General features: G+C 69.4%; 20 protein-coding genes. 4 read left to right on the forward strand and 16 right to left on the reverse strand.

Annotation, left to right across the window (positions count from 1 at the left end; all coding sequences use genetic code 11):
- Nucleotides 1-15 precede the first annotated feature (15 nt).
- Both HNR15_RS09325 and HNR15_RS09330 read right to left on the reverse strand, forming a co-directional pair.
- Complete coding sequence (locus tag HNR15_RS09325; RefSeq protein ID WP_218883640.1) at nucleotides 16-852, reverse strand: aminotransferase class IV; 837 nt, start codon at nucleotides 850-852, stop codon at nucleotides 16-18.
- Entirely contained in the window at nucleotides 849-1,898 is a 1,050-nt protein-coding gene (locus tag HNR15_RS09330) for a chorismate-binding protein (protein WP_179481131.1), read from the reverse strand. Before HNR15_RS09330 ends, HNR15_RS09325 begins: the two co-directional genes overlap by 4 nt.
- A 321-nt stretch (nucleotides 1,899-2,219) precedes the next feature.
- Between HNR15_RS09330 and HNR15_RS09335 the strand changes: the two genes are divergently transcribed.
- Nucleotides 2,220-3,083 (forward strand): aldo/keto reductase, encoded by an 864-nt coding sequence (locus HNR15_RS09335; protein ID WP_179481133.1) that lies wholly within the window; start codon nucleotides 2,220-2,222, stop codon nucleotides 3,081-3,083.
- A gap of 74 nt (nucleotides 3,084-3,157) precedes the next feature.
- Here HNR15_RS09335 and HNR15_RS09340 read toward each other — a convergent pair whose 3' ends face one another.
- Entirely contained in the window at nucleotides 3,158-3,715 is a 558-nt protein-coding gene (locus tag HNR15_RS09340; protein ID WP_179481135.1) for a hypothetical protein, read from the reverse strand.
- Between the two features lie 206 nt (nucleotides 3,716-3,921).
- On the opposite strand from HNR15_RS09340, the gene HNR15_RS09345 reads away from it, so the two are divergent.
- Nucleotides 3,922-5,964, forward strand: coding sequence for a helicase domain-containing protein (locus HNR15_RS09345; protein WP_179481137.1), 2,043 nt, complete (start codon nucleotides 3,922-3,924; stop codon nucleotides 5,962-5,964).
- Between the two features lie 67 nt (nucleotides 5,965-6,031).
- Here HNR15_RS09345 and HNR15_RS09350 read toward each other — a convergent pair whose 3' ends face one another.
- From HNR15_RS09350 to HNR15_RS09360, 3 genes are all read right to left on the reverse strand, one after another.
- On the reverse strand, nucleotides 6,032-6,448 hold the full coding sequence (locus tag HNR15_RS09350) for a hypothetical protein (RefSeq protein WP_218883641.1): 417 nt from the start codon (nucleotides 6,446-6,448) through the stop codon (nucleotides 6,032-6,034).
- Between the two features lie 31 nt (nucleotides 6,449-6,479).
- Complete coding sequence (locus tag HNR15_RS09355; RefSeq protein WP_179481139.1) at nucleotides 6,480-7,949, reverse strand: DUF4331 domain-containing protein; 1,470 nt, start codon at nucleotides 7,947-7,949, stop codon at nucleotides 6,480-6,482.
- Nucleotides 7,950-8,026: 77 nt separating this feature from the next.
- The gene (locus HNR15_RS09360; RefSeq protein WP_179481141.1) at nucleotides 8,027-8,311 is read right to left on the reverse strand and encodes a hypothetical protein; all 285 of its coding nucleotides are present in this window, start codon (nucleotides 8,309-8,311) and stop codon (nucleotides 8,027-8,029) included.
- A gap of 303 nt (nucleotides 8,312-8,614) precedes the next feature.
- On the opposite strand from HNR15_RS09360, the gene HNR15_RS09365 reads away from it, so the two are divergent.
- Nucleotides 8,615-9,361, forward strand: a complete 747-nt coding sequence (locus tag HNR15_RS09365; RefSeq protein WP_179481143.1) for a hypothetical protein — start codon at nucleotides 8,615-8,617, stop codon at nucleotides 9,359-9,361.
- A gap of 156 nt (nucleotides 9,362-9,517) precedes the next feature.
- On the opposite strand, the gene HNR15_RS09370 is transcribed toward HNR15_RS09365, so the two are convergent.
- The 9 genes from HNR15_RS09370 to HNR15_RS09410 form a co-directional block, all read right to left on the reverse strand.
- A complete protein-coding gene (locus tag HNR15_RS09370; RefSeq protein ID WP_179483690.1) occupies nucleotides 9,518-11,134 on the reverse strand; it encodes a PucR family transcriptional regulator in 1,617 nt (538 codons plus the stop codon).
- A 145-nt stretch (nucleotides 11,135-11,279) separates the two neighbouring features.
- The gene (gene menC / locus HNR15_RS09375; protein ID WP_179481145.1) at nucleotides 11,280-12,386 is read right to left on the reverse strand and encodes an o-succinylbenzoate synthase; all 1,107 of its coding nucleotides are present in this window, start codon (nucleotides 12,384-12,386) and stop codon (nucleotides 11,280-11,282) included.
- Complete coding sequence (locus tag HNR15_RS09380; RefSeq protein ID WP_179481147.1) at nucleotides 12,383-13,285, reverse strand: GNAT family N-acetyltransferase; 903 nt, start codon at nucleotides 13,283-13,285, stop codon at nucleotides 12,383-12,385. Before HNR15_RS09380 ends, menC begins: the two co-directional genes overlap by 4 nt.
- A complete protein-coding gene (locus HNR15_RS09385; RefSeq protein ID WP_179481149.1) occupies nucleotides 13,285-14,445 on the reverse strand; it encodes a M20 family metallopeptidase in 1,161 nt (386 codons plus the stop codon). Before HNR15_RS09385 ends, HNR15_RS09380 begins: the two co-directional genes overlap by 1 nt.
- The gene (locus HNR15_RS09390) at nucleotides 14,442-15,443 is read right to left on the reverse strand and encodes an ABC transporter ATP-binding protein (RefSeq protein ID WP_179481151.1); all 1,002 of its coding nucleotides are present in this window, start codon (nucleotides 15,441-15,443) and stop codon (nucleotides 14,442-14,444) included. Before HNR15_RS09390 ends, HNR15_RS09385 begins: the two co-directional genes overlap by 4 nt.
- Nucleotides 15,440-17,437, reverse strand: a complete 1,998-nt coding sequence (locus tag HNR15_RS09395) for a dipeptide/oligopeptide/nickel ABC transporter permease/ATP-binding protein (protein WP_179481153.1) — start codon at nucleotides 17,435-17,437, stop codon at nucleotides 15,440-15,442. Before HNR15_RS09395 ends, HNR15_RS09390 begins: the two co-directional genes overlap by 4 nt.
- A 3-nt stretch (nucleotides 17,438-17,440) precedes the next feature.
- Nucleotides 17,441-18,445 carry an ABC transporter permease gene (locus HNR15_RS09400; protein ID WP_179481155.1) on the reverse strand — a complete coding sequence of 335 codons (1,005 nt, stop codon included), beginning with the start codon at nucleotides 18,443-18,445 and terminating at the stop codon, nucleotides 17,441-17,443.
- A gap of 66 nt (nucleotides 18,446-18,511) precedes the next feature.
- The gene (locus tag HNR15_RS09405; protein WP_179481158.1) at nucleotides 18,512-20,104 is read right to left on the reverse strand and encodes an ABC transporter substrate-binding protein; all 1,593 of its coding nucleotides are present in this window, start codon (nucleotides 20,102-20,104) and stop codon (nucleotides 18,512-18,514) included.
- A gap of 129 nt (nucleotides 20,105-20,233) precedes the next feature.
- Complete coding sequence (locus HNR15_RS09410) at nucleotides 20,234-21,625, reverse strand: serine hydrolase domain-containing protein (RefSeq protein WP_179481160.1); 1,392 nt, start codon at nucleotides 21,623-21,625, stop codon at nucleotides 20,234-20,236.
- Between the two features lie 117 nt (nucleotides 21,626-21,742).
- Here HNR15_RS09410 and HNR15_RS09415 point away from each other — a divergent pair, with 117 nt between their 5' ends.
- Nucleotides 21,743-25,105 (forward strand): serine hydrolase, encoded by a 3,363-nt coding sequence (locus HNR15_RS09415; protein WP_179481163.1) that lies wholly within the window; start codon nucleotides 21,743-21,745, stop codon nucleotides 25,103-25,105.
- A gap of 17 nt (nucleotides 25,106-25,122) precedes the next feature.
- Here the strand turns inward: HNR15_RS09415 and HNR15_RS09420 are convergent, their stop codons facing one another.
- Nucleotides 25,123-25,719: a carboxymuconolactone decarboxylase family protein gene (locus HNR15_RS09420; protein ID WP_179481165.1), complete on the reverse strand. Its 597-nt coding sequence runs from the start codon at nucleotides 25,717-25,719 to the stop codon at nucleotides 25,123-25,125.
- Nucleotides 25,720-25,736: the final 17 nt, after the last annotated feature.

Genomic DNA, 25,736 nt, shown 5'->3' on the forward strand with positions numbered 1-25,736 from the left:
GCTGAACGGCGTACCTCACGGTGCGGGGTCGTTGTCGAGGGCGGCGGCATCGGCGAAGACCCGAGCGGCCCGGGCGGTGACCGGACCGGGCGTGAGCGTTCGCGAGCCCACCGCATGCACGCCCTGCACCTCACGCAGCGAGGAGGTCAGGAAGATCTCCTCGGCCCGGTCCAGCACGTCGAGGGGCAGGGTGGCCTCACGGATCGGCAGTCCGGCCGCCTTGCACCACCGCAGGACGAGCGCCCGCGCGATGCCCGCCAGCGGACCGGCCGACAGCGGCGGGGTGAGGATCTCGCCGTCGACCACGATGAAGATGTTGGAGCCGGTGCCCTCGCACAGCTCATCGCGGGTGTTGGCGAAGATGCCCTCGTCCGCCCCGCGCTCCTTGGCGTACGCGAGCGCGACGACGTTCTCGGCGTACGACGTGGTCTTCAGTCCGGCGAGCGCGCCGCGTTCGTTGCGCACCCAGGGCACGACCTCGACCTTCGAGGAGACCGGCGGCGGGTCGGCGGGGCCGGCGGTCACGATGTAGGTCAGCGCCGAGTCCAGGCGCCCCGAGCCGAGCGGCCCTGCTCCCCCGGTGACCATGTAGCGCACCCGACCGAGCGGCATCGGCTCGCGCAGCACCGCATCTATGCCCTCGTCGACGCGGTCGCGGTCCGCTCGCGGCAGCCCCAGCCCGGCCAGCGTGCGGTCGAAGCGGGTGTGGTGCATGGTGCGCGCGAACACCTGCCCGTCGATCACCTTGCAGGTCTCGAAGCCGCCGTCGCCGACGGTCACCCCGTGGTCCAACGCGTTCAGGCTGGGCTTGTCGTCGACCCGCTCGCCGTCGACCCACACACGGATGCTCATTCCGACCTCGCGATCACCGATTCCGCGAGCGCCAGTAGGCGCCGCGCCTTGAGAGCAGTTTCCCACCACTCCCCCGCCGGGTCCGATCCCCAGGTGATGCCGGCGCCGGTCCCGTACCGCAGCCAACGAGTGCCGCCGCGGTCGTGTTCCAACCAGAACGTGCGGATCCCGACGGCGAGCGACGCCGTGCCCCGGTCGTTGTCGACGTACCCGATCGCGCCGCAGTACGGGCCCCGCTCCACCGGCTCGAGATCCCGAATGGCGGTCAGGGCGCTGGACTTCGGAGCACCTGAGACCGAGCCGGGCGGGAACGTCGCACCCAGGATGTCGGCCCACTGCGCCCCCTGGTCCAACTGCCCCGACACCGTGGACTCCAGGTGCACCAGCCCGGGGTTGTACTGCGGGGCGAGCAACGCGTCGACCGCGACGGTGCCCGGGCGGCATACGGCGGACAGGTCGTTGCGCACCAGGTCGGTGATCATCACGTTCTCGGTGCGGTCCTTGGGGAGCAGCTCTTCGACCGTCGGTGCGGTGCCTTTGATCGGGGCAGACCACACCCGGTCCCCGCTGCGACGCAGGTAGAGCTCCGGTGAGGCGCAGACGACCTCGAGCCGGGCGTGGGGGGTGTCGATGTACCCGTGTCGGGGCGCCGGATTTGCCTGTCGCACCAAGCGATTCAGCTCAGCCATCGAGAAGCCGCCCGGCACCGCGCGACTGAGCACCCGGCAGAGATTCACCTGGTAGACCTCTCCGGCCGCGATGCGGTCGCGGATCGCGCGCACGCCCCGTTCGTACGCCGATCGGTCCAACGAGGACGACCATGCGGACAGGTCGGGGTCCGCCACCAGGGGCTCGACCACACCGGCGGCGTCGGGGTGCTCCAGATACTCCACCGATCGCATCCGGACCGCTGTCAGCTCGCGCTCGAAGGTATCGACGACCACCCAGAAGCCCGGCTCGTCGAGTGCCACGAGGTCATGCCGCACCTCCACGACCCCGGTGGCCGTTACACCGGCGAACTGCGCCCGCCCGTCCTCGTCATCCATCGCGGCCCAAGTATGCCGACCACGCGACAGTCCCCCCGCTCCGCGTGGTCCACCCGTGGCCCGACGCGAGGACCCACCCGGATCGGTACGACACGGTCGGGCGCGGACTCGTCGGCAGTCGCATTCGGTCGTCGGAGGCGTAGCGTGCAGAACGCCCCGCAGGCGGTCACCGACCGCCCGCAACCGCCCCTTTGTCGGTGCGGAACGAAGCCCTCGGCCCAGACGGGTCGGGGGCTTCGCCGCCTAGCACTGCTGCCATCGCGTCGACCTGCACAGCCCTGATCAGGGAATCGACCGCGGCCGACCTTGGTTGCCGATGACATGACTTCTTCGACGAATATCGCCGCGCAGTCCGGGACGTTCTCCATCGGAGGCGACCTTCCCGTCGTTCGCCTGGGTTACGGCACCATGCAATTGACCGGGGACGGGGTCTGGGGCCCGCCGCGGGACCACGACGAGGCGGTCGCCGTCCTGCGTCGCGCGGTCGAACTCGGCACCACCTTCTTCGACACCGCCGACTCCTACGGGCCGGTCGTGGCCGAGGAGCTCCTGGCCGAGGCGCTGCACCCGTACGCCGACGACGTCGTGATCGCGACCAAGGCCGGACTCACCCGACAGGGCCCGGGCATCTGGACTCCGGTCGGTGTGCCTGCCTACCTGCGGCAGCAGGCCGAGCTCAGCCTGCGGCGCCTGAAGGTCGATGCCATCGACCTCTTCCAGTTGCACCGCATCGATCCCGCGGTCCCGCTCGAGGACCAGGTCGGCGAGCTGGCCAAGCTGAGGGACGAGGGCAAGATCAAGCACATCGGACTGTCCGAGGTGACCGTGGACGAACTGCAGGCCGCCGAGAAGATCGCGCCGATCGTCACGGTGCAGAACCGTTTCAGCCTCGGAACCCGTGACGCGGACGCACTTCTCGCGCACAGCGAGGCGAACGGTATCGGTTTCATCCCGTGGCGTCCGGTGGCCGACCACACCGGTGCCGCCGGAGCCCTTGCCGAGATCGCCGACGCCCACGACGCGACGGTCACCCAGATCGCCCTCGCCTGGCTGCTCCAGCTCTCCCCCGTGATGCTTCCCATCCCCGGGACGTCGCAGGTGGCACACCTGGAGTCCAACACCGCCGCCGCGAGCATCACACTGACCGCCGACGAGGTGAAACGACTCGGCGATCTGACCGACTGACACCCGCACCTATCACGACGAAGCCCCTCCACCCGCGCGGGTCGAGGGGCTTCGTCGTGCGTCCCGCGGGTCGGTCAGGTGCAGGTGTTGGCGAAGTTGCTGATGGTGATGTCGTCGCCGGTGGTTCCCGTCGCCGCGACGAAGTCGTATCGCAGCACCACGGGCGAGGTGACCGTCGTCGTGGGCGAGTACGTCACCGTCTTGGTGCCGGACCCGCCGTTCGTCGTGCTCGTGTCGATGGCGCCGGTCGATTGCGCCACGCCGTTGATCTGGAAGCTCATCGTCAACTTCCGAGGGTTCGATGAGTACGTCGTGTAGTTGTAGGTGAATTTGTACGTGCGGCCCGCGAGGAAGGTCTGGCTCGGGCTCTGCACCACTTCGGACGCCGCGGCGGTCGACGCAGGATCCTGCAGCAGGACGTACCCGTTGTTGGTGAACTGATCGGTCCCGCCGTTGGTGGACATGTTGGTCTTGGTGACAGTCCACCCCGCTGCCGTGCTCGGTGCCGCCACCCCGCCGCAGGCCGATGCTGCGGCGACGGGAACGACTGCACCGACCGCGATCACCGGCACAGACCAGGCTGTCGTGCCCAGCACGGCACGACGTGTCACCCGGCGCGTGTCACCGTCCACGTCCCGCTCCCGCTCCCGCCCCGTTGAATCGCTCCACCGAAGATACCGATCGCATCTCCTGTCTTGGTCAAGAAAGGGTAAGGGTTCGGCCAAGTCGGCGGTGTCGTATCAGTGACACGGTGATCAAAGATTTCGCCGTCACCAGGCCGCAACCGATCGTCTCGACCCCGCACGGTCCATCAGGGTCGTGGATATCGTGATCGGTCGTGCCTCCGGATACCGAGCTCCTCTTGGAGCAAGCCCACCTGACCTATGCCCGCGAGCAACTCACCCGAATGCGCGAGCGCACTTCGGCACTGGATCCGCTGAAAGCCAGCGACGCCGACTCCTCCGCCCAACTCCAGCGGACCCTGCGTGACCGGATCGCAGCACTCACGGATGACCCGCGCACCACGCTCTTCTTCGGTCGGCTGGATCTGGACGCCTCGGGCGCTCCGGGGGCGCGCGACCTGCCCCCCACGCTGCACATCGGCCGACGCCACATCAGCGATCTGCACGGCGACCCGGTGGTCATCGACTGGCGTGCGCCGGTCTCCACCGCCTTCTATCGCGCCTCCCCCGCCGAACCAATGGGAGTCCTGCGACGACGTCGTTTCGGGGTCGATCACGGTGCACTCACTGCCATCGAGGACGAGGACCTCGCCGCTCCCGGCGTCGACGCCGCCGGCCGAGACAGTCGAATCCTGGCCGAGGAGATCGAGCGGCCGCGGACCGGGCCGATGCGCGACATCGTCGCCACCATCCAGCCCGAGCAGGACGAGATCGTGCGAGCCGAGCTGGGTCGGTCGATCTGCGTGCAAGGGGCACCCGGGACCGGCAAGACAGCGGTCGGGCTGCACCGTGCCGCCTGGCTCCTCTATGAGTTCCGGGATCGTTTGGAACGCAGCGGGGTGCTGGTGATCGGACCGAACGAGGCGTTCCTGGACCACATCGGGGCGGTGCTGCCCGCACTGGGCGAGGTGCGGGTGGTGCACACCAGTCTCGAGGGCCTGGTCGCCTCCTCGCCGGTCCGGGGTGAGGACCTGCCGGAGGCCGCGGCCCTCAAGGGTGACGCCAGGATGGCCGAGGTCCTGCGTCGAGCGGTGTGGGCGCGGCTGGTCGCGCCGACCGAGGCGCTCGTGGTGCCGCGGGGCGTCCGGCGCTGGCGCGTCCCCGCGTACGAGGTCGCCGAGATCATGGAGCGGCTCCGGGCCCGCGGGGTGCGCTACGCCGCCGCCGGCGAGATGCTGCCTCAACGGCTCGCGCACGAGGTGCTGTTGCAGATGGAGCAGGCCGGTGACTCCCCCGACGACCGGGTGCAGGACGCGGTCGCGCGGAGCGCACCGGTACGTAGCTACACGAAGTCGGTGTGGCCCAAGGTGGATCCGCGTCAGGTGCTGTTCGAGCTCCTGAGTGACCGGGTGCTGCTCGCCGCGGCCGCCGACGGCATCCTGACCGAGCAGGAGCAGACCACCCTGCTCTGGCCGCACCCTCCACGCGCCAAGGGCAGCGCTCGGTGGTCCATCGCGGACCTCTTCCTTCTCGACGAGCTGGGTGACGTGCTCGTCCGCACCCCCAGCCTCGGACACGTGATCCTGGATGAGGCGCAGGACCTGTCACCGATGCAGTTGCGCGCGGTCGGCCGCCGATGCGCAACCGGTTCGGTGACCGTGCTCGGCGACCTGGCGCAAGGCACGACGCCGTGGGCGACCACTTCATGGGATGTCGCGATGGCCCACCTCGACAAGCCCGACTTCCATCTGGAGGAGCTGGAGCGCGGGTTCCGGGTGCCGGCCGCGGTGCTCGGTTTCGCCTCCCGGCTACTGCCCCTGATCGCACCGGATCTGCGAGCACCGCAGGCGATCCGTACCAACCCTGGAAGGCTGTCCATCCTGCCTGTCCCGGAACCGGTCGTCGCCGTCGTCGACCGGGTGCAGGTGGCCCTGCGGTCCGCCGGGACCGTGGGAGTGATCGTCCCGGACGCCGACCTCCCGGATCACCTGGCCGCCATGAAGGATGCGCGGATCGACTTCTCGGTGCTGGGAGTCCACGACCCCGGTGCGGTGGATCACCGGGTGCAACTGGTCCCCGCCGGTCTTGCCAAGGGTCTGGAGTTCGACCAGGCGGTCGTCGTCGAACCAGCCCGGATCGTCGCCGCAGAGCCGGACCTGCGCACCGGCCTGCGCCGCCTGTACATCGTGCTCACCCGAGCCGTTTCCGGGCTGGACGTGGTGCACGGCATGCCGCTGCCCGGGCCCCTCGTGGACTGAACGACCAGTGCACCGGCGCACGTACGTCAAGGCCGCCCCGACGCGCCCGATCGACCGACCGTCGAGCTCAGGGCCAGTCGGCAGTGGTGACCTGGGCGCCCACGACCGAGACGGTCAGCACGGTCGGCCCGTCGGGCCGCACCCACAGGTCGTAGGTGCCCTCGACCAGTCCGGGATACACCGCGCACGGGTGCAGGCCCGTGGGCGAGGGACGCGGGATGACCGCCACGTGCGGCCATGCCGCATGGGCATGGTGATGACCGTGACCGACAGGGCCCCCGGACGGGTGGTCGTGAGAGCGCCACTCACCGATCCACCAGTCCAGGCCCTCGTCGGGTTCGTGCCCACGACGCCCACTGGGACAGATCTCGATCTCCACGCCGGCCATGTCGGCCGGCGTGGAGACGACGAGAGCGCCGACATCGCCGCCGATGTCGAGGACCACCATGCCCTGACCGGCATGCGGATTCTCGGCGTCGGTCAACTGACGTGCCCCTTGCCTGCGAACCGGCGGATCAATTGACGGTCTGCCCGCCCGGCTTGCCCGGCTTGGAGGTGAAACCACTGTTCGGGTTCGACAGGTACGGGAACGAACTGAGGTACGCCACACCGTACGGCGCATTGTCGTTGGCCGTGCCCTCGGTCGAACCGTCGTTCAGCGAGGTTGCCGCTGCGTCCGGCTTGTAGCTCTTGTCGACCAGCGGGATGGTCGCTCCCGCCACCGCACGCAGCTCGATGGCGGTGACGTCGTCGATCGGGCGTCGCCCGTTCGGGAATCCAGCCGCATCTCCGGCGATCAAGCCGATCTTGTTGGCCTTGCTGGGGGCCGTGGGCGGGACTGCCAGATTCAACCGCAGCATGTCGGCCTGGACCGAACCGGTGTAGTTCTGGAAGCCCGGGACAACACCCTTCGGGATGCCCGTCAGCAGGATGGCTGCAAGGTCCGCACGCGGCTTCTTGGACTTGACGTACGCCGCCAGGTTGGGGAACGCCGTCGGGTAGAGGACGTTGGCGATGAGGTTGGCAAGCTCGGGCTGCAGCACGTACTTGGCGAACTGGCTGTCCAACCGGGGCGGGTTGATGTTCCAGAGGTCCTTCTCGCCCATCGGGTTGATGACCTCGTTGACCAGCGGGTTGCCCAGTCGCGAGACCTGCGTCCACGCACCGTAGTTGTCGTACTTGCCGGTCTTCTTGTTGAGGATACGGCTGGTGGAGCGGCTGGCCGTGGCCCACACACCGATCACCGAGTTCGCGGACATCACGTCCGTCGGGGTCTTGCCGTCGACCGTCAGATCGGACAACGGCACCTGGATGGCGATGGTGTGCACATTCAAGTCCAACAGGCCGTTCACACCGGGCATGTTGGCCAGGACCGGTGGGATGCCCTTGTTGTACGCACCCTGGAAGGGACGCAGGTCGCCCAGGTCGAAGATGCTGCCGAGGTCGACGTGGAACCCATCGGCGCGCTGTCCTGCGAACACCATGCGCCCGCCCGCGAGCTGGTGGTAGCTCTTCGCCGCCAGGGTCGGATAGTTCGGGGTGCTGCGGATACCGACGTTGACCGGCGGGCAGGTCAGATCCTTACCCAGGATCCCGCTGAGGTGTCGCGGGAAGTACTTCGGCGGCGGCGTGAGGTCCACGCGCTCCACGGTGAACGTCTGCGGGCGGTTCCAGTTCGCATCGGTCGGGGAAGAGATGGGCCCCACGTTGTAGAGGAAGGAGTTGGGGTTACGCACCTGCGTCTTGAAGGTGAACTGGTAGGAGATGTCGGCGAGAGCGCGGCCGCTGTTCGACACGTTGATGGTGTAGACCACCGTGTCCGCGAATTCGTTGAAATTCGGTCCGCCGTAAGGCAGTTCGAACGGCATGAAGTTGGCGATCAACGTCACGGTGCCCGGTTTGTCGGGGCTGACGAATGCATAGACATCCGTGTTATCAGCGGAGGGATCCTTGGAGATTTCTGGCGCTTCGCGGTGCGAGGACATGAACGACCTTTCAAACGGGCGGAGGGTGAACGACGAGCTAATTCCCGATGAACGGGACCAAGCGGGGAGGCCGGGTCTCAGGCTCGAGTTGCGTGGTGGAAAGCGTGGGCCAACCGAGCGGCCAGTTGCTTGTCGGTCACGGTGACCTCGTCACCGTCCACCATCAGGGTCACCTCACCGCGATGGACGTCGCTGACGAACGCAGCCATCGACGATGCGGCACCGCGAGGCACCTGCACCCTGTCCGACGCCTGATCCACCGTGGCCGCGTTCGCGGCCGACGGCGCGGCCATCGCTGCGATGCCCACCGCCGTGCCCAAGCCGGTGATGGTGACGAAATTCCGCCGAGATGACTTTTCCATACGATCTCCGATCGCAGAATTCTGCAGTCCTCGCAGGGACCTGCACCACGGCGCGTGGCGCTCGCTGAATCTAACACCCGAAGTCAGTTTTCCCCGAGGAAATCTGGGCATCGTGTTCAGCCAATATCCTGGGAATTGGCTGGGCGGCTTCTTGACAGTTTGGAATTTCCATGTTAATTCGTAGCCGATCCACTGTCGGATTGCTTTTCTTCACGATCTGGTTACGGGTCAAAACTCGTCTTCGGCTCGTATGCTGCCGACGTGAGCGGTCGCTCACGACCGGCTCTCGCAAAGGATGCAAGCATGCTGAAGAAAATCGCCGTCGCGGTAGGGGCCACCGCGCTCGCCGGCACCGGCCTCGCGTTGTCGAGTCCCTCGGCGCACGCGGCACCCCTCCACCCGGCAGGTTCGATCTATCTGCACGGCACCACGCACCTCGCCCACTTCTGGAGTCGCACCGACTGCGAGGCCCACGCGAAGTACGAGGTCGGTCTCGTCACGAAGGCGTCGGCGACGCAGACCCTGCTGCCTGCGGTGCAGCGCGCCAACGACGAGGGCCCGGAGTACCGATTCGCCTGCTATCCCTTACGCAGCGGTCAGTGGAGCTATCTGACGGCATACATGTCGAAGACCGGGAATCCGATCCAGTCCGCGGATCTCTACCTCGACACCACCAACCGGCAGTCGCAGGTCGAAGCGGGCACGAGCATCGACACCCAGGACGTGTGGCCGTTCGCTCACGTGGTGACGCACGACGCCGCGACCACCAAGACGTCGACCTGCAACGCGCAGCGCAACTACATCGTCAACGAGATCAAGAAGAGCCTCAGCCTGCGGTTGATCGGAGCCGACAAGGTCTGCACGGTGTCCAACGGCAAGGTCGGCTATGAGGCCGACTACGCCTCGACGGGCCCGAGCGGGCTGCCCTACGACCACGTGTCCCCATCCGCCTCGGAGTTCCAGCCCATCCTGGACGTGCTGGGCTACAAGTACCCCGGCGCCCCGACCTACAACAAGGTGAGCTCCCACCACCTGGTGGCCTGGAAGTAAGCACACCCGGCCCACACGGGCCCGACCTACGACAGCCCCTGCCCGCCATCGCGGTCAGGGGCTGTCGTAGGTCGGGGGTGGATCTGCACCCGGCGCCGCGCGCGCTCCACCGGCGTTCTCTCCTGCCCATCACCCGATGGAGATCTGTCCTGTCACTCAGGGGATCGGGAAGATCCGTAGCTGCAGTAGAGCGGCGAACCGCGCGTCCGGATCGGCAAGGTCCAGCTCGCCCACCTCTGCCAGGCGACGCAGCCGATAGCGGAAGGTGTTGGGGTGCACGAAGAGCACGGCCGCCGCCGCGTTCACGTCGCCGAACGCGTCCAGCCACGCTCGCAGGGTCTGGACCAGATCCGTGCCGTGCACGGCGTCGTACGACACCAGCCGCGCGAGCGGACCGGTGACCCGGTCGCCGCGAACCGTGACCTGGTCCCGCAGCTCGGACAGCAGCGACGAGATGTAGACATCAGACATCTGGGCGACTCGAGGGGCGCCGCCCAACTCTCGCAGCACCCGTACGGTCCGATCGGCGTACTGCCGGGCGTGCGCGAGCCCTTCAGCATCCAACGCTGTCGGGCCGACACCCACGATCGAGGGCAACCGGTCGCCGATCCTGTCGATGAAGTCGGTGGCGACTCGGACGGCCCACGGCTCCTGGTCGGCGCCGGACACCGGCAGCAGCCCGTAGACGGTGGTACCGATGAGCGCGGTCGCGGATGCCGGCTGCACGGCCGACAAGTGCATGGCGAAGGCGTCGGTGAGCCGCTGCCGGTCATTCGCATGGTCGGCGACCTGCACTGCGGCCGCCGTGCGGGTGTCGGCCGGTGTCCGCATCTCGCACAGCGCGAGCACCACCGTCGGGCGCCCCTTCAGGCCGAGCCGGTCGACGGCCTCGCGGGCTCCGGCACCGCCCTCCAACGCCGTGCCCACCAGTTCCGCTCGTAGCCGTCGCCCCACATCTGCTCCAGCGCGCACCCGCAACAGGTGCAAGGCGACCAGCTTCGCCGCCTCCTTCAGGGTCGCCGCGCGCGCGTCGTCCAACGGCTGGTCCAACACCGCCCAGATCGATCCGAGCAACTCATCCCCCGCCCGGACCGCGATCGCCGCCCTGGGAAGGCTGGCGCCCGGGTCACCCAGGCGGTCGGGCACCGGGTCGACCGCGATCGGCTCGCTGCTGCGGAAGAGTTCTCCGAAGACGCCCCTCTCGGTGAGCACCCTGGCGTACCGGTCAGGGACCTGCAGTCCGAGCACGGTCTCGATCCGGCCCTGATCGGTCTCGTCCTGCCGCCCCGAGAACGCCAGGACCCGGTTGCTGCGGTCCTCGATCGTGACGGGGGCGTCCAGGAGCGCGGCGATCGCGTTCGCCACCGCGAACAGATCACCGGACGGCAACCCTCCGAGTGATTCGGGACCGCCGGGTCCCGCGCCCACGTCACCGTCGGCGAGCAACGAGCGCAGCATCGCGTCCAGTTGCACCCACGTCGCACCGCGCGTCAGGCCGAGCAGAACCACCCCGGCATCATCGGCGGCCTCGGACACCCGCGGGTTCAACGTGACGGGCGACCGCAGCACCAGGGCGGCAGCGCGACTCCTGCCGAGTTCACCGAGAAGATCGGTGATGTCCTCGACGCCGGACAAGCCGACTCCCAGCACGAGAGCGCCGACCGGCAGGACCGGCCGGTCCAGCGGGTCGTGGATGGCGACGCCCCCGACCTCGGCGACCGCGTCAGGGTCACCGCGCACCAGCTCCAGAAGGGTGCTGCCCAGGTCGTCCATCACCCGTCGCAGACTGGCCCGTTGTCGCCCGATCGTCACTGGTCGCACCGCCTGAGCTCTCGACAACGAGGCGGTCAGGATAGACCGCACCGATGGGCCTTGGTCCGGCGTGCGACCCGTTCCGCCCAGGCAGCGCCGTACGGGCTCACAACGGGATCCATTGCGTCCATGTCGTCGTGGCGTCCAGCTCCTCGGCCAGGGGCTCGACCCCGATGCCCGCGCCGGCGGGCACGTCGAGGTAGCCGTCGTCCAGGACGAAGGGCGACGTGATGTCGGTGCGGTAGTACCGGTCGGATGCCGACGTGTCACCGGGGAGCGTGAAGCCCGGCAGGGCTGCCAACGCGACGTTCGCCGCTCGCCCGATGCCGGTCTCCAACATGCCTCCGCACCAGACCGCGACGCCGTGCGCGACGCACAGGTCGTGGATTCGGCGGGCCTCGAGGTAACCGCCCACGCGACCGGGTTTGATGTTGATGACCGAGCATGCGCCGAGCGAGATGGCCGCGGCGGCCGTGCGAGCGGAGGTGATGGACTCGTCCAGACACACCGGTGTGCTCAACTGCCGAGCCAGCTGGGCGTGCCCGAGGATGTCGTCCTCCTCCAACGGCTGCTCGATGAGCAGCAGGTCGAACGCATCCAGCTGAGCGAGGTGCCGCGCGTCGGCGAGGGTGTAGGCGGTGTTGGCGTCCACCTGCAACAGCACCTCGCCGCCGAAGCGATTCCGGACCGCGCGGACCGGCGCGACGTCCCACCCCGGCTCGATCTTGAGCTTGACGCGCACATACCCCTGCTCGAGATACCCGCCGACCGCGTCCAGCAGCTGGGGCACCGAGTCCATGATCCCGACCGAGACCCCGCAGGGCACCCGCGGATGGACGGCTCCGAGCTCGCGCGCGAGCGGCCTTCCCAGCTCTTTCAGCTCCGCGTCGAGCACCGCCATCTCCAGGGCGGCCTTCGCCATCCGATGTCCTTTGAACGGGGCCAGCACCGTGGCGACCCGGGCGCCGTCCACGTCATCGGCCCCGGCCAGTGCTGGGATCAGGAAGCGGGTGAGCACGTCGACGGCGCCGTCGACGTACTCCTCGGAGTACAACGGGTCGGGAAGTGTCACACACTCGCCCCAGCCCTCCGCGTCCCCGGTGACCGCTCGTACCAGCAGGATGTCGCGGTGGGTCTGGGTGCCGAACGACGTCCGGAACGGCGCCGCGAGCGGCAGCCCGATCCTGCGCAGTTCGAACCCGGTGAGCTTCATCGGGCGCCTCCTGAGTGTCGGGCGGTGATCGGTGGTGCGGTGTCCTGACGCACGACGTACCAGCCGCTGCGATCGAATCCGTCGATCCACGCACCGGACGTCAGCAGCCCGCCGAGCGACTCCCGCAGGGCGATCCGCCAGTCGGTGGCCAGCCGGGGCCGCGTCGCGCGCAGACCCTCGATGTCCGGGGGTACGGCGACCAGGTGCGTGGACGCGTCGCCGGAGCCGGCGACCGGCGCCCCGGAGGCGGAGATCCCGAGGGCGACGCAGGCCCCCAGGGCGCGCTCGTGCGCGGCGTCCCCGGGCCGGATCTGCCCCAGGCACGCTCTCGCGACCGATCCGGCTCCCAACTCCCAGCTCACCAGCAGCCGGTCGCTCCCGTCGGGACCGTTGATGCCGTCGTGCATACCGCCGTAGAAGTCGGTCAGGTATTCCGACGGGTCGGCTGCGAGCTTGACCACGTTGAACCACGCGTTGCGCGCCACCAGAGGGTCGAACGTCCAGGTGATCCGGGACGCTCCGCGTCGCATGGCCCACGCCCGTTGGTGCACCTTCATCGCGAATCCGACGTTGCGTCGGCGCGCGGCGGTGGACACCCCGGAGATGTGACTGTGCAACGAACTGTCGGCGGGCGCGGAGAAGAATCCGACGCAGGCGCCCACCAGGGATCTGCCGTCGAACGCGCCCACCACGTAGTTGCCCGCCTTCGCGAACGCGCGCAGCAGCTCCGCTGTGAGCAACGGTCCCGATTCGCGCTGCCAGACACTGTCGTAGAGCGCCACGATGTCCTGCAGATCCGCGACCTCGCTCAATTCCCGGATGACCACACCGGCCCGTCGCGCCGCTTCGTCCGCGGCCCGCGTCGCAGCGCCCAGACCCACTTCGACGTGCACGCTCATCAGCGCCCACCCGCCGAGGAGCGGGACGGTCCCGCGAAGACCGGCCGACGCAGGATGTCGGCGATCAACGCCCCCACCAGAGCGGTCCGTCCCACCAGGTCGGTGACGTCCACGTGCTCGTCGTCGGCGTGGGCTCCACCACCGGTGGCGCCCAGTCCGTCCAAGGTGGGAACGCCGATCCCGGCCGTGAGATTGCCGTCGGACGCACCTCCCACGCTGGCACGTGCGAGCCGCGGAAGTCCCAACTCGTCGGCCAGCGCGACCGCGCGGTCGTACAGAGCGCACGAGGCCACGGATTCCAGCGGTGCCCGGTTGGCTCCTCCGGTCACGTCGATCGCCGCTCCGGGCACCGCCGGGCGCAGCGCCCGGATGGCGTCGTCCACCCGGGTCTGCTCCGCACTCTCACGCACCCGCACATCGACCGCGAGCTCGGCCCGGGCGGGGACCGTATTGCGTGCGCTGCCGGCCGACAGCACCGTCGGGGTCACCGTCGTACCGCGAGCCGGATCCGCCAGTGCGGCCACGGCGAGCACCTGGTGGGCCAGCTCGATCGCGGCGTTGACCCCCGTTTCGGGTGCCAGTCCGGCGTGCGCGGCCCGCCCGGTGACGGCGACCTGGTAGATCGAGACACCCTTGCGTTCGGTCTTGAGCGCTCCGCCGTCCGCAGCCGACTCGAGCACCAGCACCGCGTCGCAGCCGGTGGCCTCGCGTTCGATGAGCGCGCGCGAGCTCGGCGAGCCCAGTTCCTCGTCGCCGGTGATCAGCAGACTGATCCCCGTCCTGTCGGGGAGGCCGGCGATGGCGTGGAACGCGATCACCAACCCGGCCTTCATGTCCACGCAGCCCGGTCCCCGTAGCACGCCGTCCCGCACCCGACACGGGTGAGTCTCGAGGGTCCCGATCGGCCACACCGTGTCGTGGTGACCGAGGACCAGCACGCGGGGCAGGTCGTCTCCCCACCGCCACCTCAGGTGGCTGCGCCCGTCGATCACGATGCGCTCGGGACGCACGGCCAGTCGCTGCATACCGACCTGGGCGACCACGTCGGCGCTGCGGGCGACCGCGTCGAGGTCGCTCGACGGTGATTCACACCCGACCAGCGCGGCGATGTCGCCCAGTATCGAGGCGAGGAGAGACGCGTCGGACGCGACGGCCGTCATCGGACTGCGTCCTTGGACGCCGGGTGCGCCTGGGGCCCCGATCCCGGCGGGAGACCCTCGGCGAAGTGGCACGCCGCCGCGTGACGATGCAGCGTGGTCGGCTCGGTGGCGGCGCAGACCTCACGAGTCGGATCGACCAGCGGACCCACCGGGCATCGCAGGTGATACCGGCAGCCCGGTGGCGGATCGTGCGGGTCGGCAGGCTCGAGCAGCGTCGCGTCCGCAGTCTCGCCCGTCGCGCCCTCACCCCACAGTCCGCCGTCCGTTCCGGGAACGGCCGACAGCAACTCCTTGGTGTACGGGTGCTGCGGATCGGCGAGTACCTCTGCGGTCGGACCGTGTTCGACGATCTGCCCGAGGTACATCACGGCGATCTCGCTCGCGACGTATCGCACGACCGCGAGATTGTGCGAGATGAACAGCATCGACATGTTGAGGTCGCGCTGCAGGGTGCGCACCAGATTCAGCACGGTCCCCTGGATGGACACGTCCAGGGCGGAGGTGATCTCGTCGGCGACCACCACCTCGGGGCGGGCCGCCAGTGCCCGGGCTATAGCGACCCGCTGGCGCTGGCCGCCCGAGAGCTGCGCGGGGTAGGCGTCGGAGCGCGCCGGGCCGATCTCGACCAGGTCCAGCAACCGCCCCACCTCCCGCCGACGGGCTGCGGCGTCCGTTCTGCGAGGGACGGCCTCGGCGATGCTGTCGCCGACGGTCATCCGGGGGTCCAGCGAGGAGTAAGGATCCTGGAAGACCATCTGCACCGGCCGCCGTCCCGCGCGCCGTGTCAGCGGCTTGCCGTCCAACAGGATGCGGCCGCTGTGCACGGGGATCAGTCCGACCGCCGCACGCGCCAACGTCGACTTCCCCGAACCGGACTCCCCGACCAGTCCGACGATCGACCCGTCGGGGACCACCAGGTCGACCCGGTCGACCGCCGTCATCGCGGTGCGGCCGCTGCCATACCGGATGCTGACGTCCTCGAAGTGCAAGGTGCTCATGACGCCTCCCTGCCCGCGAGAGCCTCCCGGCTCGTCACCAGCTCCTGCCACCGATCCGGCAGCGGCTCCCCCGCGTGCCAGCAGGCGACGCGGCGGCCGGCGGCGTCGGTGACCAACTCGGGATCCTCTGCGAGACAACGCTGGTCGGCCAGCGGACACCGCGCGGCGTACGCGCACCCGACCGGCTGGTGCCCGGGGTCGACGGGCCGGCCGGGGATGACCGGCAGTGGAAGGTCGACCGAGACGTTCATGTCGGGTACGGCGGTCACCAGTGCCCGGGTGTAGGGGTGCCGTGCGCCGGTGGTCAGTTCGTCGGCCGGCAGGTCCTCCACGATGCGTCCGGCGTACATCACCAGGACCCGGTCGCAGACCTGTCGGACCACGGCGACGTCGTGACTGATCAGCACGAGCGCCACGCCGTTCTCGTCGCGGATCCGCGCGAGCAGCTGCAGCACCTGTCGTTGCACGGTCACGTCCAGCGCCGTCGTCGGCTCGTCGGCGATGATCAGGGCCGGGTCGTTCATCAGACCCATGCCGATCATCGCCCGCTGCCGCATGCCGCCGGAGAACTCGTGCGGGTACTGCCGTGCCCGACGGCCCGCAGCGGGCACCCGTACGGCGCTCAGCCGTTCCACGGCTCGGGCCGCGGCCTGGCCCCGGCTGATGTCCTGATGCTGCGCGGCGACCTCGGCCAACTGCCGTCCGACCCGCCGGGTGGGGTTGAAGGACGTCGTGGGGTCTTGGAAGACCATGGCGAACGAACGGCCCAGCAGGGTCCGATGATCACGCGCACTCCCCGCCAACAGGTCGGTGCCGAGAAGCCGCAGCCGCTGCGCCGCGACCTGACCGGGCTCCTCGATCAGGCGGGCGATCGCCATGGCTGTGACGGACTTGCCGGATCCGGACTCGCCGACGATGCCGACGGTCTCGGCACGGCGTACCTCGAACGTCACCGACCGGACCGGGCACAACGGCCCGTTCGCGCCGGGCAGGGTCACGGTCAGGTCCTGCACCTGCAACACGACGTCGGTGTCTTCGGCGCTCGGCGCGGAAGGCGCCTGCGCGGGCGGGGACGCCGCCGGCCGCAGCGGGAGGTGGCCGATCGTCGCGGTCAGCCCGATGCCTTTGGCGACCGCTTCGCCGAACAGGTTGAACGCCAGGCCCGCGATGACGATCGCGACCCCGGGGGCCAGCGCGCCGGCGGGATGCACGTAGATCCCCGTCAGCCCGTCCTGCAGCAGGGCGCCCCAGTCGTAACTGGGCGCCTGCACCCCCAGCCCGAGGAAGGACAGCCCCGCAAAGGCCAGCAGCGCGCCGCCCGCGCCGATCGTCGCGTTGACGACCAGTGGCTCGGCGATGTTGGGCAGGATGTGCCGGATCAACAGCCGGATCCGGCCGGCCCCGGCGATCCGGGCCGCAGCGACGAAGTCGCGCTGGGCGACACCTGCCGCCAGGGTCTGGGTCAGCCGGGCGAAGGTCGGGGCGCCGGCGACTCCGATGGCCAGGACGGCGCCTTTGATGCCGATTCCGAAGATGACCGCGAAGAACAACGCGAGCAGCAAGCCGGGGAACGCCACGGCGATGTTGATGGCTGCGGTGATCGCCCTGCCGGCGAGTCGACCGGTCAGGACCGGGAGGGCGCCGAGGACCAGCCCGAGCACGACCGCGATGAGCGTCGCGAGCAGCGCCAGTCCCACCGAGAGCCTGGTCGCGACAAGCACCCGGTAGAACAGGTCCCGCCCCAGGTTGTCGGTGCCGACCCAGTGACTGCCGGACGGACCGGCCAGGATGTTGTTGGTGTCGACCGCGTTCGCCTGGTGGGTCCAGATCACCGGGGCGAAGACCGCGAACAGCAGCACCAGGGCGAGCAGGAGTCCGGCGCTGGCGCCCACCGGCGTACGCAGCACCGCCAGCCAGCGATCCAGGCTGCGGGGGCGACGGCGGGCGCGTTCGAGGGGCACATCGTCGCGGGTCGGGTCCAGGGTGGTAGCCATCGCTCAGCTCTCCTTGATGACCGAGCGCGGGTCGAGCAGCGCCAGCGCGATGTCGACGATCAGGTTGATGAGCAGCACGCCGGCGCCGTAGACCAGCACGATGCCCTGCACGACGGGGTAGTCCTTGGCGAGGATCGACGCCACGATGGTCGAGCCGAGTCCCGGCCATGCGAAGACGGTCTCGACCAGCACGGTGCCGGCGATCAGGGCGCTGAGCAGCAATCCGCCCAGGGTGATGGTGGCCGTCAGCGCGTTCGGGAGCGCGTGACCGAGGTAGATCCGCAGTGCGGGCAATCGTTTGGCGCGCGCCGTCCGGACGTAGTCGGTGTCCAGGACCGAGATCATCTCCACCCGCATGATCCGGGCGAGCGCCGCCGCGGGACCGATCGAGAGCGACAGGACGGGCAGCACGTAGGAGCCCGGACCGGATCGTCCCGCGACCGGGAAGATGCCCGCGCTCACCGCGAAGATGTAGACCAGCCCGACTCCCAGGAGGAAGTCCGGCATCGAATTGAACACGACGCTGGTGCTGGAGAAGACGAGCTCCGTACGACGGGCCCGCCCGCCGCGGGTGACCACCCCCATCAGCACCCCGAGGGGGATCGCGATGACGATGACAACCAGGAACGCCAGCATCGCGAGCAGCAGGGTGGGGGGAAGTCGCTGACCGATGATCTGGCGCACCGGCAGCTGCGAACTGATCGAGGTGCCCAGATCGCCGGTGAACACGCCCTTGAGGTACTGCCCGTACTGGGTCGGTAACGGCTTGTCCAGGCCCAGCGCGTGACGACGGGCGGCGATCAGCGACTGTGATGCGGTCGGCCCGAGCGATGAGCGCACCGGGTCGCCGGGGATCAGGTGGATCATCAGGAACGACGCGGTGATCAGCACCCACACCGAGACGACCAACTGCCCGAGGCGGCGCACGCCGAAACGGACCCACGCGTTGACGCGCGCACGGTCGAATGCGGAGACGCTCTTGTGCGACGTCGTGGTGAGGGTCGTCATGCTGGGGCTCCTTGGCGCGGGCGGCAACTCATGCGCATGTCGAACGAGCGGGCATCCGGCGGTCGGTCAGCCGGTCGTCATCCGGATGGTGGTCGGGTCGATCGCGCTGAAACCTGCGGCGAACCGGGCGCCCTTGGCGAAGGTCCTCACCGACTGGTTGGCGAACGGGATGACGTCAGCGTTCTTGACGAGCTGCGACTCCGCCGCCAACCAGTCCGCGCACCCCGCCTTGCCCTGCTTGGTGGTCGCTCGGGCCACTTCGGCGGCGTACGCCGGGTTGTCGATCTGGCCGAAGTTGTTGCCGGCGGTCGGTGACGGTCCGGACATGAAGGGGACGAGCTGGTCAGGGCTGCTGACGTTCAAGGGCAGCCATCCGACGTCCCAGTTGCCGCTCCCGCCCAGCACGGTCTGGGTGATCTCGGTGTCGCTCTGGGCCCGCATGGTGACGGCGGCCCCGAGCGTCTTCCAGACGGACGCGGCGAGTTCCGCAGCGGCGGAGGCGCTGCTCCCACCGGCGGTGTCGTAGATGAACGTCAGCGCGAGGCGCTGTCCGTTCTTGCTGCGGGTGCCGCCTGCTCCGACCTTCCACCCGGCGGCCTCCAGGGTTGCTTTCGCCTGGTCCACGCCGTGCGGGGGTAGGGCCGACTGGATCGAGTTGCCCGTGCACGCGACGGGGGGTGCCGTGGCGAACGTCGTGGCGGCCGTGCCTTCACCGGAACTCATGACCTTGGCCAGCTGCGTGAGGTCGACCGCCTGGGTCAGCGCCTTGCGCACGGCCAGGTCCGAGCCGGGGCGGGTCTTCGCGTGGTTGAACCACATCTCCCCGAGCAGGACCTGCACCGGTGCGGCGAACAGACCCGCGCCCTGCAGCCGCTTGGCATCCGGTCCGGTCACGGTCGCGGCGCTGAGCCCGCCGGACAGCAGCAGGTTCGCGGCGGTCGTGAGGCTGCTGACGAACTTGATGACCACCTTGTCGGGCAGGCCCGGTGTCGAACTGGTGACACCGAGGGGGCCCCAGGTGTACCCGGTGCGCTTCGTGAATGCGATGTGGTCGCTCGCGACGTCCTCGGTGAGTTTGAAGAGCCCGGTGCCGTCGGTCTTCGTCGCCAACGTGGAACGGTTGGCGAGTCCGGCCTTGCAGACCATCGGGATGTTGGCGAGGCCGTTCAGCACGAACGGCGACGGCGAGGCGAGCTTGAGCGTCACGGTCGAGCCCGACGCGGTCGCGGTGGCGCCGGGGGGCGCGAACGCGCCGGTCAGCGGGCTCTTGTTCTTGGGGTTGGTGACGTAGTTGAGATTGCTGGCCGCGTCCCGCGCGGTGAACGTCGATCCGTCCGAGCAGGTCACCCCTGAACGCATCGTGAAGGTGACGGTCGAACCGGACACCTTCCACGCGGACGCGAGTTGCGGGCTGAGCCGCCCGTCCAGATCGATGTGGATCAATGTGTCGTAGGCGAAGTTGACGACCTGCAGGGTGGCGCTGTTCGCCGTCATCTGCGGATCCAGGTTGCCCGGGTCGGTCGACAGCGCCGTGGTGAACGTGCCGCCGCTCACGACCTTGGCGTTCTTGGACGTGCCGGCGCCCCCTCCGCCTCCCCCACAGGCCCCGAGCGCGGTGGCGACGACGCAGACGCCGGCGACGGCCCCGATGATCTTCATGGGATGTCCTCTCGGTGGGTTGAGCCTCGTGAAGAATGCTGCGCCGGAGCGGGCAGGTCATGTTGGTCCGATACGACGAGACAGCGGGTGTCTAACTGTGCAGTCACACAAACGACACGGAGAATTCCGTCAGCCGGTGGGTGCGCGTGGGACCACCCGCCCGATGTGCAGGAACCGGGCACGTCCAGCGCCGTCCTCGTCGACGAAGGCATGCGGCATGTGGAGCCCGTGCTCGGCATCCTTGGCGATGAGCATCCCGTCCTCCCAGTCGACGAGCTCACTGCGCTGCGGCGCCTCCCCCATGTCGGCCAGGTCGCCCTTCGGCCGCACCTCCCGCCAGATCCGGCCGTCGTCGTCCTGCTCGACGACCACGTCCGCGATCCTGCTGGCGTAGGTGCCGGTGTAGCGGGAGGCATCCACCCGTCGCGGATGCTGCGGCGGAGCAGGCAGCGGCGGCAGCTGGGTCTCCCCCAGTCCGGCGAGCAGATGGCCGACCACGTCGCGGTAGAGCGGGAAGGGCTGACCGCCGTTGGTCAGGAGCACCACAGCGACACCGGTGGCGGGCACCATCCGTAGGAACGACGCCTGTCCCAGCGTCGTGCCGTCGTGTCCGATGACCGGACCGGCCGGGGTGTCGTAGATCTCCCATCCGAGGCCCCATGCGTCGCCCATCACCCGCAGTCGTGGCAACTGCACCTGTCGCTCCTGCATCGCGTCGACGGTCTCGCCGCGCAGGACCTGCGTGCCGTCAGCGGCCCGACCGGCGTTCAGGTGGAGCTGCGCGAACGCCAGCAGGTCGCGGGCCCGCATCGCCAGGATCGACCCGGCTGGCGCGTTGGAGCGGGGCAGGTTCCACACCGGCGCCGGCTGCTGTTCGGCCTCGGGGGTCGGGAGCACATGCCCGACCGCCGGCCGAAGGAGGATCGCCCGCCCGGCGTCGGTCGCCGCGTGTCGCAGATCGAGGGGTTCGAAAAGGCGGCTGCGCAGGCACTCGTCGTACGTCGCTCCGCGCAGCTTCTCCACCAGCCGGCCCAGGACGCAGTATCCGGCGTTGTTGTAGGAGAACCGTTCGCCTGGCTCGAAGAGCTGCTCCACGTCGTCCAGTCCGGCGACGTACTTCTCCAGGCTGTCGTCACCCGGCCCGGTGTCGGTGAAGATGTCACCTTCGAATCCGGCTGTGTGGCTGAGCAGCTGGCGCACCGTCATCGCCGCGGACGCCGCGGCGTCCGCGACCCGGAAGTCGGGCAGGTAACGGCGCACCGGTGCATCCAGCTCCACCTCGCCCTGCTCCACCAGCTGCATCACCAGCGTTGCCGTCCACACCTTGGTGATGGACCCGATCTGGAACACCGAGTCGGGTGTCGCGGTCACGCCCGACGACAGGTTCAGCACGCCCGCCGCGGCATCGATGCTCTCCCCGCCGACACCGACAGCCACGGCGGCTGCGGGCACGTCGTACCGCGCGATGAGCTCGGGCAGGTGGTCGCCGAGCCACGACTCGACCTCTTTCAACGTCGTCATACCGCGAAGCTACGAACCCTCGGATCGCGCCACGTCGTCGCATCCGTCAAGCAACGGGCCGCCAATTCATCCGATCCGACAAAGCGCCCCGTGCACCACCCGCGGCAGCCTTCGAGGATGACCCGACCGCTACGGCTGGACGACCTGGCCGACCTGCAGCTGCCCAGCGCCCCGACGCTGTCGCCCGACGGCCGGTCCGTCGTGTACGTCGTGCGCACGACGGACCCCGAGGCCGATCGCGACATGCACGCACTGCGGGCCGTTCGCGACGAAGGTGGCGGATGGGGTGAGCCTTTCGCGCTGACCCACGATCGCGACGACACGGCTCCGGCGTTCTCGCCTGGCGGTGATCGCGTCGCCTTCCTGCGCGGCAACCCCGCCCCCCAGCTGCACCTGCTGCCGCTGAGCGGCGGTGAGGCGCAGCGGCTGACGAACCTGCCAGCGGGTGCCGGGACACCGGTGTGGAGCCCGGCCGGAGACCGCATCGCCTTCGTGGCGCCGGTCCGCATCGACGGCAGTGAACCGGACCTCCACGCTCCGATCGAGGTGGCCAGACTGGGCTACAAGTCCGACGATGCCGGGCTCCACGGCCCGGTGCGGACCCACCTTCACGTCCTCGACCTCACGACACTCGAGGTGCGCCGGCTCACCGATGGCGACTGGGATGCCCGGTCCCCCGCGTGGTCGCCGGACGGCGCCCGGCTCGCCTTCACCGCCGCCATGAACGAGGATGCCGACCGCACGCTGCGCTCGAGCCCGTTCGTGCTGGACCCCTCCGGCGACGCCGCACCACGCCGGATCGGACCGGGTGTCGGCGTCGCGGGTGCCGTCACGTGGAGCGCCGACTCCGCGGCGCTGCTGGTCGCCGGTCAGACCCGGCCGCGCATCGGTCACACCGCGCTCTTGCGGATGACGGTCGACGACCCCTCCGACGAGGGGATCGACCTGATCGGCCGCCTCGACCGCAACGTGATGCCGGGCGGGCCCGGTTACCCCGGCGGCCGCCCGCAACTCGCCCCGGACGGGCGGCAGGTCGTGTTCTGCATCCGGGACCGCGGATGCTCGCACGTCTACGCCGCACCGGTCGACGGGTCCGCGGCACCGCGACCCCTCATCGACGATCCGCAGGTGAGCGTGTCCGGTCTGTCGGTGGCCCGGGACGTCGACCTGGCGGCGGTGGTGCTCGCCGACCCGTCGACGTACGGCGAGATCGCGATCGTGCCGGTCTCGGGCGGGGATCCGGTCCGCCTCACGAAGCACACCGCCGCCGGCCTGCCGGACGTACGTCTGCTGCGCCCCGAATCCCGCACGTTCCGGGTGCACGACGGCACGCAGATGCACGGCTGGGTGCTGCGCGACCCGGAGGCGACAGTGCCGGGTCCGCTGCTGCTCGACGCACACGGCGGACCGCACAACGCGTGGTCACCGGCCCCGGACCCCGCACACGCCTACCACCAGGTGCTGGCCTCGCGGGGCTGGACGGTCCTGACCCTCAACCCGCGCGGCAGCGACGGATACGGGGAGGAGTTCTGGAGGGGTGCCGCCTTCGCCTGGGGCACCGCCGACGAGCGGGATCTGCTGGATCCCCTGGACGAACTGGTCGACGAGGGGATCGCCGACCCGGACCGCCTCGCCCTGACCGGCTACAGCTACGGCGGCTACCTCACGTGCTGGCTGACCGGCCGGACCGACCGGTTCGCGGCAGCTGTGGCAGGGGGCGTGGTCGCCGACCTGACGAGCCTCTGGGGCACCAGCGACGAGAGCCCGGCGCTCGGGGCGCAGGAGTGGCCGGACCCGTTCACCGAGCCCGACGAGCTGACGGCCATCTCCCCCTGGTCGCACGTGGCCGACGTGCGCACCCCGACCCTGCTGCTGCACGGGCTGGCCGATCAGACGTGCCCGCCCGGGCAGGCCGAGCTGTGGTTCGCCGCCCTCCGCACGCGCGGCGTTCCGACGCAGATGGTGCTCTACCCGGGCTCCTCGCACGTCTTCATCCTCGACGGGCGACCCTCGCACCGCATCGACTACAACCGCCGACTCATCGATTGGACGGAGCACCACATGAGCACCCGGACCACCACACCAGCACGCCTCGACCAGCATCACTGGGAACGGCGCCTGGACCAGCTGGCCGCACGGCACCAGGTCGTGGGAGCCAGTCTCGCGATCCGCAGGGTGTCCGAGTCCGGCGACGTGACCGACGACGAGCTGCTCCAGGCCGCGACCGGCGTCCTCAGCAAGACCACCATGTATCCGGCCACCACCGATTCGGTCTTCCAGATCGGCTCCATCAGCAAGGTATGGACCACCACCTTGCTCATGCAGCTGATCGACGAGGGCCAACTCACCCTCGACACCCCCGTCGTGGAACTGCTGCCCGACCTGCGACTCGGCAGCGAGGAGGTCACCCAGAAGATCACGGTGCGTCATCTGCTCACCCACACCAGCGGCATCGACGGCGACGTCTTCACCGACACGGGGCGCGGCGACGACTGTCTCGAGAAGTACGTGGCGGGCCTGCACGACGTGGCCCAGAACCACCCCCTGGGCGCGACCTTCTCCTACTGCAACTCCGGATTCGTCCTCGCGGGCCGAGTCATCGAGGTGCTCACCGGAAAGACCTGGGACCAGGTCCTGCGTGAGCGGATCATCGAGCCGCTGGGACTGACCCACACGTCCACCCTGCCCGAAGAGGCCATCCTGCAGCGCGTCGCCATCGGGCACATCTCCCCCGATCCGGAGGGTGACCCCCAGGTGGTGCCGACCTTCCTGATGCCACGCTCCGTCGGCCCGGCCGGTCTGATCACCGCGACTGCAGCCGACGTGACGTCGTTCGCGCGGATGCATCTGCGTGACGGTCTCGCCCCCGACGGCACCCGGGTGCTTTCCGCGCAGTCCACGACGGCGATGCAGTCCCATCAGGTCGACGTCCCCGAGAAGTACACCCTCGGCGACTCGTGGGGCGTCGGCTGGATCCGCTTCGAATGGGACGGCGAGCGGCTCTACGGTCATGACGGCTCGACGTACGGCCAGAACGCCTACCTGAAAGTGCTGCCCTCCCAGGGCCTCGCGGTCGCTCTGCTCACGAACGGCGGGCACACGACCGATCTGTACAACGACCTCTTCGACGAGATCTTCCGGGAGGTCGCCGACGTCGCCATGGCGCCCCAGCTCACTCCGCCCGCTGATACACCGGATGTCGATCTGTCACCATACGTCGGCACCTACGAACGCAGCTCGGTCACCTCCGAGGTGACCGAGCGCGACGGGAACCTGGTCATCAAGGTCATCCCGACGGGGACGGTCGCCGAGGCGTCCGGAGCGACCGTCGAACACCTCGTGCTGCAGCCGGTCGAGCAGGGACTGTTCGTCACCCAGCCGCCCGGTCAGCAGAGTTGGCTCCCGGTGTACTTCTACAACCTGCCCGACGGCAGCCCCTACCTGCACTACGGCGCGCGCGCCCAACCCAGAAGGAGCTGAGCCGTCGCGAACCGGTCTCACGGCGCCGGCACCCGGAAACAGACCAGCAGTGACGACACCATCTGGTACTGCGCGATCAAGCTGAGGATCGCGATCGTCCCCGACTCGCCGAAGACGCGCAGACACGCCTCGTAGACCACGTCGGGCACGTCGTGCGTCCGCAGCAGGGCGGCAGCCAGGTCATGGGCCACGGTGGCCTCTGCGCCGAGTCCGTCCGGGGCAGCGCCCGCAAGGATCGCGTCGATCGTGTTGTCGGACATGCCGATTGCTCGCGCGGCCGCCCGGTGGGCGTAGATCTCGTACTCGGCGTCCCACGCGCCGGCGACGGTCAGGATGACGACCTGACGTACGTCGTCGGACAGCCCGGAGCGCGCGATCTCGCGAATCCAGCCGCCCAAGCCGATCGTCAACTCCGGGCTTCGCAGCATCGCGTTGAACGGATCGATGAACCGGCCGTCGTCCAACTGGGCGACGAAGCCGTCGTGTCGGGTCTCGGGGCCGGTCAACGCTTCGAGTTGGCGGTGCACGGATCGCTGTGCATCGTCGAGTTCATCGGGACTAAGCAGCGCGAGCCGCCCGCCCAGCCGATCGAGATCGGATCGATCGGATGTCATGAGGGCGGGCCCCCTCG

Origin of the sequence: Allobranchiibius huperziae (assembly GCF_013410455.1) — a bacterium.
In the GTDB taxonomy this organism is placed as follows: Bacteria; Actinomycetota; Actinomycetes; order Actinomycetales; family Dermatophilaceae; genus Allobranchiibius; species Allobranchiibius huperziae.